This window comes from Anabaena sp. UHCC 0253 (genome assembly GCF_009712085.1).
Taxonomy (GTDB): Bacteria; Cyanobacteriota; Cyanobacteriia; order Cyanobacteriales; family Nostocaceae; genus Dolichospermum.
In genome coordinates, this window is sequence record NZ_VILD01000005.1 from 32,153 (window position 1) to 42,595 (window position 10,443).

8 protein-coding genes are annotated in these 10,443 nt (G+C 35.3%); 7 read left to right on the forward strand and 1 reads right to left on the reverse strand.

The features are described from left to right. Nucleotides 1–203 precede the first annotated feature (203 nt). From FJR38_RS14330 to FJR38_RS14355, 6 genes are all read left to right on the forward strand, one after another. Nucleotides 204–1,118: a DUF2382 domain-containing protein gene (locus FJR38_RS14330; protein ID WP_168500197.1), complete on the forward strand. Its 915-nt coding sequence runs from the start codon at nt 204–206 to the stop codon at nt 1,116–1,118. A 600-nt stretch (nt 1,119–1,718) separates the two neighbouring features. Then, nucleotides 1,719–2,276 (forward strand): peroxiredoxin, encoded by a 558-nt coding sequence (locus FJR38_RS14335; protein ID WP_168500200.1) that lies wholly within the window; start codon nt 1,719–1,721, stop codon nt 2,274–2,276. A 132-nt stretch (nt 2,277–2,408) separates the two neighbouring features. Continuing rightward, nucleotides 2,409–3,278: a polyphosphate kinase 2 family protein gene (locus FJR38_RS14340; protein ID WP_168500202.1), complete on the forward strand. Its 870-nt coding sequence runs from the start codon at nt 2,409–2,411 to the stop codon at nt 3,276–3,278. A 408-nt stretch (nt 3,279–3,686) separates the two neighbouring features. Beyond that, nucleotides 3,687–4,271, forward strand: a complete 585-nt coding sequence (locus FJR38_RS14345; protein ID WP_168537794.1) for a chemotaxis protein CheB — start codon at nt 3,687–3,689, stop codon at nt 4,269–4,271. A gap of 323 nt (nt 4,272–4,594) precedes the next feature. Beyond that, nucleotides 4,595–6,499 carry a CheR family methyltransferase gene (locus tag FJR38_RS14350; protein ID WP_168537796.1) on the forward strand — a complete coding sequence of 635 codons (1,905 nt, stop codon included), beginning with the start codon at nt 4,595–4,597 and terminating at the stop codon, nt 6,497–6,499. A 257-nt stretch (nt 6,500–6,756) separates the two neighbouring features. After that, entirely contained in the window at nt 6,757–8,139 is a 1,383-nt protein-coding gene (locus FJR38_RS14355; RefSeq protein WP_168537798.1) for a cobyrinate a,c-diamide synthase, read from the forward strand. Nucleotides 8,140–8,146: 7 nt separating this feature from the next. Here the strand turns inward: FJR38_RS14355 and FJR38_RS14360 are convergent, their stop codons facing one another. Further along, nucleotides 8,147–8,572: a cyclic nucleotide-binding domain-containing protein gene (locus FJR38_RS14360; protein ID WP_168537800.1), complete on the reverse strand. Its 426-nt coding sequence runs from the start codon at nt 8,570–8,572 to the stop codon at nt 8,147–8,149. Between the two features lie 389 nt (nt 8,573–8,961). Here FJR38_RS14360 and FJR38_RS14365 point away from each other — a divergent pair. After that, the coding region (locus FJR38_RS14365; RefSeq protein WP_168537802.1) for a UPF0182 family protein at nt 8,962–10,443 on the forward strand (1,482 nt) is incomplete at its 3' end.

The window sequence follows — 10,443 nt, forward strand, 5'->3', positions numbered from 1 at the left end:
CAACCAAAATATTCAATAACTGCACTCAATTGTCCTAGTATTTAATTTTTGGAAAACCAGATGAGCTAGACCATAAGGTATAGTCTCAGTCCATAGTTTCTAGCTAACACGAGTTAAATTTGATTCCTATATCACTCTTCAGATGGAAGGAGGATAAGCATAAGGATTTAGCATTGTAAATATAGGTTTGGGAGTAAAATAATATGGCTTTATACAAATTAGAAGATTTTGCTTCTCACTATGGAAATACTGAGTTTGATCACCATGACGACATCAAGAATTTTGATGTTTATTCAGACATAGATGATGATAAAGTTGGCACTGTCAAACACATCTTGGTTGATGATTCAGGTCGTTTCCGTTATTTAGTAGTTGATACAGGTTTTTGGTTCTTTGGTAGACAAGTCTTATTACCAATTGGGCGTTCCCGAATTGACTACAATAATCGGCGCGTGTATGCTCATGGGCTGACGAAGGAGCAAGTAGAAAATTTACCAGATTTTCATGATTTGGAACAAATTGATAACGACTATGAGGAACGGGTGCGGGGAGTTTATAGCCCACAAATAAGACAAGAAACCTTAGAAACATCAACACCTTTAGATGCTCCACCGGTTTCTCATGAACGTATCCGTAGCGATCGCGATCGCCAACCAAGAGTAGCTCCTGAACGTCATAATTACAGGTATGAACGTGAGCCAAATCTTTACGATACAAATGAGCAGGATCACCAAAACCTCAAACTATACGAAGAACGTTTAGTTGCCACTAAATCTCGTGTTAAAAAAGGAGAAGTATCTATTGGCAAACACGTGGAAACTGATACAGCAAGAGTTTCTGTACCAGTTGAAAAAGAACGCATAGTTATTGAACACACTACTCCAACGCAGACTACGAGAACTGTATTACCTGGTGATGCTAACTTCAATGAAGGAGAAGTTGCTCGTATGGGGATTTATGAAGAAACTCCTCAGATTCATAAAGAAGCGGTTGTGCGTGAGGAAGTGAAAATTCAGAAAATAGTTGAACAGGATACAGTTGAAGCCGAAGATACTATTCGTCGTGAGGAATTAGACATTAATCGCAATGATCAACGATTAAGTGAGAGAAGACGCTAGGGAATTAACACGATTGTGTGATTGTGGGCGATGGCGTTGCTGATTAACGGTATGAATTTTAGTCTCACGCAAAGGCGCAAAGGCGCAAAGGTAAGAGTTTTAAAGATTCAATTTAGGAATTTCGGTGTTGCTGATTAAGAGTATGATTTTGTTTCACGCAGAGGCGCAGAGTCTACAGAGAGTAAGAGTTTGAAATCATTGATTTTTGAATTTCATACCCTAATTCAGCAACGCCGGAATTTCATACCTCAATTCAGCAACGCCTGGGCGATCGCTTTTTCAAGAGTTTGCTGTTAAATATGTAAAACTCACGCAGGTGGGTTGTAAACCATTGATTTTGTATTAGTCCGCCCAGGCGGACTTTATTTATTTAATACTGACTGATTTTTATTAGAAACTTTAAAAATACTCTTATATCCAATAAAATGCTATTATCCAAAAAAAAACAGATGATGAGTCAGTATTTCCTGTCATCACGATACGGGCTATATTAATAATTGACAATTGTACGGGCGAAGCATTCGGGTGATAAATTATCGGTTTTTTCCCAAAGTTATTTTCCGAATGCTTCGCCCCTACGACTCTTAACAACTCAAGACAATGATTTTCCGCCGCACTTTTATTAGCATTTTATTTGCCACTTGTTTGGCTGTTATTAATTGGTTGAATTTTATCCCTGATGCTCAAGCTTTAGGTGGTAAACTACCCGCAATTAATCAACCTGCTCCTGAATTTACCTTACCAACTAATACAGGTAATGGTAAAATTTCCCTGACTGATTTCCGTGGTAAGTGGGTAGTTGTTTATTTCTATCCCCAAGACTTTACCTCTGGTTGTACAATTGAAGCAAGACGTTTTCAGCAAGATTTACCCAAATATATAGAGAAAAATACGGAGATTATTGGTATTAGTGTTGATGATGTTGATTCCCATGCTGAATTCTGTGATTCTGAGGGGCTAAAATTTCCGTTATTAGCTGATACCAAAGGTGAAGTTAGTAAAGCTTATGGTTCTTGGATAGGTTATGTATCTATGCGTCATAGTTTTATTATTGATCCTCAAGGAATATTGCGAGAAATTTTTGTAAAAGTTAATCCTAGTATTCACAGTACGGAAGTTTTAACAAAATTAGAAAAATTGCAATCTTCTGTTTTTTAGAAAGATGGTATAGGGATAAGAATCAAAATAAGAAAAAATATTTTTATTTTCTTCTTATCTCTTACCAACCCTTCGGCTACGCTCAGGGCAAGTCACCAATCACCAAATTCTATAGGAGTGCTATATTTTTAAATGAATCATGATCCTTATATTGTCAAACCAGGTTCTCAGATTTCTTTACAAAAAGACTATAACCCAGCTTATAAATGTGAGTTTCACCAAAAAACTGATGCAGTTAAAAAATTAAAAGCAGGTATTTCAAAACTAGCTGAATATCAAGATATTCTCTATGCTCAAAATAGCTATTCTTTGCTAATTATTTTTCAAGCAATGGATGCTGCTGGTAAAGATAGTACCATTAAGCACGTTATGTCTGGGGTAAATCCCCAAGGATGTCAGGTATTTAGTTTTAAATCACCTAGTGAGGAAGAATTAGATCATGATTATTTATGGCGTTCGATGAAGGCTTTACCAGAAAGGGGGAGAATTGGGATTTTTAATCGTTCATACTATGAAGAATTACTCATAGTGCGTGTGCATCCAGAAATTCTTAAAAAGCAACAATTACCTAAATTTCCTCAAGGTAATCAGATATGGAAACAGCGATTTGAAGAAATTAATAATTTTGAAAAATATTTGGTAAATAATGGGGTGATTGTTCTCAAGTTTTTTCTGAATGTCTCAAAATCAATGCAAAAAAAGCGGTTTTTACAAAGGATTGAATCTCCGGAAAAACATTGGAAATTTTCTGCTAGTGATGTGAAAGAAAGAGGTTTTTGGGATAATTATATGGATGCTTATGAGCAAGTTTTCAATCACACAAGTACAGAATTTGCTCCCTGGTATATTGTGCCGGCTGATCGAAAATGGTTTACAAGGTTAATAGTCGCGGATATTATTTGCACAAAATTACAGGAATTAAATTTGCAATACCCTCAAGTTAGTGAGGAATATAAGCAGCGATTGTGGGAAGCAAAAAAAACTTTGGAAGCAGAACAATAAAATAATTCAGGTAAGTTGCTATAGCAATCCTATTTGAGTTATGGGTGTTGCTGAATTAGCGGATGATTTTTGGAGGTAGAGACGTTTCATGGAACATCTCTATAAAGGTCTTGAACGTATGCAAAATTATTTTCATCCCTAAAATCAGCAATACCCCAATTACCAATCACCCATTACCAACCTAAGTAGGTAGATGCTAATTAACCCAACTATGTAACGAACTGTAAATTACCCAAAACTCTTGGGATTGCTTCGTTCCACTCGCAATGACATAGTTATAAGTTTTCCCACCTACCTACTTAAATTCTCCCAACTGTGAAATTACTATCCGTCAATGGGTGTATGGAATAAATTGAAAAGTTTGATATTTTCAAAGTGGGGGAAATTATAATTTTTAAGGCAAATAATATGCCAGTTATTTCTAATTTTGATGTTGTAGCATTGGCAGCTTCCGCTGGTGGATTAGCGGCATTAATTGAGGTGCTGGCTCATTTACCTGCTGATTTTAGGGCAGCAATTGTTGTTGTTCAACACTTAGATCCTAATCATCAATCACTCATGGCAGATATTCTGAACCGTCGGATTTCACTCAAAGTAAAACAGGCGAAGGAAGGAGATATACTGACTCCAGGGGTTGTTTATATTGCTCCTCCTGATAATCACTTGTTAGTTAATAGTGATGGTACTATTTCATTGTCTCAGTCAGAAAGAGTGCATTTTCTCCGTCCTTCGGCTGATTTATTGTTTGAATCTGTAGCAGCAAGTTACAAGAAAAGAGCGATCGCTATTGTGCTAACTGGTACTGGTCAAGATGGATCAATGGGAATAGTAACAATTAAAAAAATGGGTGGTACGGTAATTGTCCAGGATGAAAAAACTGCTGAATTTCCAGGAATGCCCTCCGCTGCAATTCATACTGGAGATGTAGACTTTATACTACCTTTGAAAGCAATTGCTCCCACTTTAGTGACTTTAATTACGCCTAATAGTTAATAACACAGGGCAAAATTCAAAATTATCAAAGCAAATTACACAAGCTTTTGAATTAAATATGATTGGTTATAATATACTACATCGCGTTATATCTCTGTAGGAAATATTTAACGCCAAGAATTTTGAAGTTGGCTATAAAAAACGGTGTCATAGAGTTAATATATTCATGTATATTAAGTATTTGTACAAGGAGTAGAAATGGGGAATGGAAAACAGGCAGAAAATGGCTGTAATTAATTTTGCCTGAATACCTAAAATAGGTTTTTATTAAAAGTTGTGGCAAAAGTTTTAGTTCATCTACCAACAAAATTGCTATTGATTCTATGAATTATTCAGATCAAGACCTTGACTTTGAAAATCTCCTCAAATATTTGAGAACCAACAGAAGTTTTGATTTTACAGGTTATAAACGTTCTAGTTTGATGCGTCGTGTTAGGAAACGGATGCAAGTTATAAATATGGATAATTTTACGAATTATCAAGATTATTTAGAAGTTCATCCAGATGAATTTAACGATTTATTTAATAATATTTTAGTTAATGTGACTGCTTTTTTTCGAGATGCTTCAGCTTGGGAATATTTAGCTACGGAAGTTATCAATAATATCATTAATAATAAACCAAAAAATGAACAAATTAGGATTTGGAGTGCTGGTTGTGCTTCTGGAGAAGAAGCGTATACTTTAGCAATAGTGATAGCGGAAATATTGGGAATAGAGGAATTTTGTCGCCGAGTAAAAATTTATGCTACAGATGTAGATAAAGAAGCTCTGAAGCAAGCTCGTCAAGCTGTTTATTCAGACAAAAATATTCATACAGTCCCATCAGAACTGCGCGATAAATATTTTGATTTAGTAGGTGAAAATTATGTTTTTAACCAAGATTTGCGCCGTTGTGTCATTTTTGGTCGTCATGATTTACTACAGGATGCGCCAATTTCTCGTTTAGATTTATTGGTTTGTCGAAATACGTTAATGTATTTTAATGCGGAAACACAAGGGCAGATTATTAATCGTTTTCATTTTGCTATTAATGATAATGGGTATCTGTTTTTAGGAAAAGCAGAAATATTAGTGATGCACTTCAATTTATTTATATCTACGGATTTAAAAAATCGGATATTTCGTAAGGTTTCTTTGGACAAAACACGCAATCGGCAAAGGTTTATCATCAGTTCACGAGATCAGGAATCACCAAATGGTATCAATCAGGAACTATTGATTAGAGAATTAGCTTTTGATACAGCCTCTACTGCCCAAATTGTTATTAATACTCAGGGCATATTAATAATGATTAATGAACAAGCGCGGAATTTATTTGGTTTGACATTTAAGGATTTAAACCGCCCTTTTCAGGATTTAGAATTATCCTATAGACCAGTAGAATTGCGATCGCTCATTGATCAGGCATATAATGAACATCGTACTATTACACTTACCCATGTTGAACGTTATTTACCTAATTCCGAAACTCAATATTTAGATATGCGGATTATTCCCTTACAAGATGCTGAGAAAATGATTATCGGTGTGACAGTTGCTTTTAATGATGTCACCCGTTATTTGAAACTCCAAGCAGCACTACTACGCTCTCGACAGGAAATAGAAACAACTAATGAAGAATTGCAATCTACTAATGAAGAATTAGAAACAACTAATGAAGAATTGCAATCTACTAATGAAGAACTAGAAACAATGAATGAAGAACTTCAATCAACAAATCAAGAAATGGAAACAATGAATGAAGAACTTCAATCAGCTAATAAGGAATTACAAACAATCAATTATGAATTATGCGATCGCACCTATGATCTAAACAATACCAATACCGTTCTTTCTTCCATTTTAGGAAGTCTGCAAATGGGAATAATAGTGATGGATAGTAGTTTTACGATTTTAATTTGGAATCATACAGTTGAAAATTTATGGGGTTTACGGAGTGAAGAAGTAATCAATAAGTCTTGGTTTAGCTTGGATATAGGTTTACCTGTAGAACAATTACGAACTCCGATGCGTGATATTCTATCTGGGAGAAAAAAATTCCAGGAAATACTCCTTGATGCTACCAATCGTCGCGGTAAACAAATTCAATGTTATATTGCTTTCAGTCCCCTAATTAGCGACAAAGCTGAAGGTATTATTTTAATGATGGCAGATGTGGAAACAATCAGTAATATGATTTCTCCTGCGGAAATTGAAAAAAGACAAGGGGAAACTAGCGGCGACTAGAAGTCGCTACTACACAAACAAAGTCCACCTCCGTGGACTGATGAAAAATCAAAAATCTTGAACCCACGTTCGCGGAGTCTATGTAGCTATCGGCGACTAGAAGTCGCTACTACACGAACAAAGTCCACCTCCGTGGACTGATAAAAATCAAGAATCTTGAACCCACGGAGGCGGTCACTGAGCTTGTCGAAGTGTGGGTTTTGTCTATGTAGCCGCGGTTTCTAACCGCCAGGTACAATTTTTTTAATTGCTGATCTATGTCTATAATTATTGCTGGAGAACGTAGCGGAGTAGGTAAAACAACAGTTACACTTACCCTTTTAGCCTCTTTATCTCGTCGTGGTGTCAAGGTGCAATCTTTTAAGGTGGGACCGGATTATATTGATCCCATGTTTCATCAATATGTGACTGGTCTTCCTTGTCGAAACTTAGACCCTGTGCTAACTTCAGAAAGTTATGTTCAGGAATGTTTTCTCCGTCATTCTGCAAAGTGTGAATATACTTTAGTTGAGGGTGTGATGGGTTTGTTTGATGGGATTGGCCACTTATCAAACACCAATGGTAAAACCGACTTTGCCAGTACAGCACACATTGCTAGATTATTAGATATACCTGTTATCTTAGTAATTGATTGTAGTCGTTTATCAGGTTCAGTAGCCGCAATTGCTCATGGTTATTGTTCTTTGGATAGTAGAATTAAAATCGCTGGATTAGTCTTAAATCGGGTAGGAAGCGATCGGCATTTATCATTATTAAAAGCCTCTCTCGCACCTCTACAATTACCTATTCTCGGTGTATTGCGACGACAAGATCATATTACTATTCCTGATCGTCATTTGGGTTTAATCCCCACCGCAGAATTACCAGAATTAGATCAGATAATTAATAGTCTTGCAGATTTAGGTGATGCTTATTTTGATTGGGATCAACTTCTACCACTTTTAAAATCACCATCTTCTCCAATTGCTAATTCTCAATTCCCAGTTTCCCCTACTCCAGTTAAAATTGCCGTAGCGCGAGATCAAGCTTTTAATTTTTACTATCAAGATAACTTAGATTTATTAGAAAAGTTAGGTGCAGAATTAGTATTTTGGAGTCCATTGCATGATGCTAAATTACCAAAAGATATTCAAGGAATGTATTTTGGTGGTGGTTTTCCAGAAGTATTTGCACAAGAATTATCTGCCAATCTTAGTCTAATTCAAGATGTCAAGAATTCGATTTTAGCAGGAATACCCACAATTGCTGAATGTGGAGGTTTGATGTATTTATGTGAGCAAATTATTGATTTTGACGGTAACTCTTGGCCAATGGTGGGAATATTACCCACATTAGCACAAATGGATAAAAGATTAACTTTAGGATATCGTCGTGCTGTAGTTTTAGAAAATAATTTTCTCTTGAATATCAATACAAATATTTTTGGACATGAGTTTCATCGTTCTCATTTAATCACTAATTCTCAACAACCATTATTTAATACTTATCGCTATGATTGTGATGAACATACAGGTTTTGAAGGTTGGTGTTTATCTAATGTTCATGCTTCTTATATCCATCAACATTGGGGAGAAAGTAGAGAAATTCCCCAAAGGTTTCTCCAAGAATGCTTAAAAAATCAACTGACAACTGACAACTGACAACTGACTAATGACTAATATTTTCATTCAGTTTTCTAATCAAACGCGATAACTCACGAATAATATTCACGGCAATTTCTGGAGTTTCCTCAATAGCATCATAAAGTTGTTCTTGAGTAAGTTCCAAACATTCACAAGATTCTAAAGTAGTGATAGAAGCAGAACGGGGTTGAGTATCAAATACTGCCATTTCTCCAAAGTATTTTCCTCGATCAACTTCTGCTAACTTAGTATCACCAATATGGACTTTAACACGACCTGATACTAGAATATAAAGCGATCGCCCTTCTTGTCCCTGTTGAAATATTGTATAATTAGATGGATATGATAACTCATTCATCACAGAAGCTAGTCTGACAATGAAATCATCCCGTAATTCTTTAAAAATGGGGACTTGTCTAACAAATAATAACCGATCAACACTGGTAAGCATAATTACTGATTTTTCAATAAACCCTTGACAAAATTAACTAGGATCACAGGACGGAATTAAAAACTAAAAAAGCAGATGATATAAGCTTTTTGGGGATTTTTAATGGTTGGTTTATTTACGCCTTTGTGTACTATAGGACTCCTATTTGATTTTTGATAGCTTGCGTGACGGAGTTATACAAACTCAGTACACCTTATATTCCTTCTTTTCTGTTCCCTGTTCCCTGTTCCCTGTTCCCTTACCCCAACGACAATTTTTAACGCCCACCTACTTAGACATAGCCTAACTCTAAAGAAATAAGCATCTAGATTTATCTTATACCAAATAATCATGAAAATGATACACAGAATTGGTATTAGATCAAATTAATATTAACAAGCATCAAGATTATGGTTTGGAAGTGGCATTTACGAATATTAATTTTATTTCTGGCTCTGGGACTATTCTTAAATATAGTATCTCATCTAGGCGCAGAAATTTTTTGGTTTCAAGAAGTTGGTTACATAGAAGTATTACTGATAAAACTGCTAACCCAGGGAAGTTTATGGTTATTTGTGGTGAGTTTAAGTGCTGTTTATCTTTTAGGTAATTTAACTCTAGCACAAAGATGGAAATACCACCTATCTGCTAAGTCTATTCCCGGTAGAGAAAGAAGACTTACTCCCCAATTAAGCAATTTTCTCAGTCCCCAATATAACAAAAATGATCAACCTTTTGACTGGCATAACTATACCACTAAACTAAAATTACGGTGGCTGTTACCTCTAACATTAGGATTAAGTTTGTTAGTGTGTTTAACATTAGCTTACTATGGAGAAATTACGCTTACTTATTGGTCAGATCAAGTAATTCAGTCTAAGTTGTCAGTACCACGACTATTACAACCAGAAATAATTTTACAGTTAGGCAAAAAAATTATTAGTCAAACTTGGTATTTAGGATTAATAGGCGTATTGTCTGTAGCTTTATTAATTTATAGCAAAATTTTGCTCAGAGCGATCGCCATTATTTTTAGTCTCAGTTTTGGATGGATTATATCGCAACATTGGTCAAAAATTCTCCTCTACTTCCATAGTATTTCCTTTGAGAATTATGACCCATTATTTGGTAATAATATCAGCTTTTATATTTTCTCACTTCCTTTCTGGGAACTTTTAGGATTTTGGTTAATAGGACTATGTTTATATAGCTTTCTTAGCGTTACTATCACCTATTTATTATCAGCAGATAGTCTCAGTCGAGCCATGTTTCCAGGATTTTCTTCGCAGCAAATCCGTCATTTATCCGGGTTAAGTGGTTGTTTAATGTTAGTAACAGCTTTAAGTTATTGGTTAGGGCGTTATCAACTGCTTTATTCTAATAATGGAGTCAGTTATGGGGCTAGTTACACTGATGTTAAAGCCGAATTACCAGCAAACACCTTATTATGTATTTTATCGTTAGCCATAGCTGTTTATCTATTATGGATAACTGTATTTTGGCGACCAAAATCTTTAAACTTGCGCCGATTAATCTATGGTTTTAGCATTTATCTAACTTTCATATTGACAGGTAATTTCATTTTACCAATAACTGTACAAAAACTAATTGTTGAGCCAAATGAATTAAAAAGAGAAGAACCCTATATCAGCAGAAATATTGCCTTAACTCGTCAAGCCTTTAACTTAGATGTGATTGATTCCCAAACATTTAATCCATCAGGAAAACTCACCGAAGCTGATATTAAAGCCAACGATTTGACAATTCGGAATATTCGTCTTTGGGATCAAGAACCATTATTAAAAACCAACAGACAACTACAACAAATTCGCCCTTATTATAAATTTCCTGATGCTGATGTTGATAGATATCAAATAAAAAATAGCCTGACA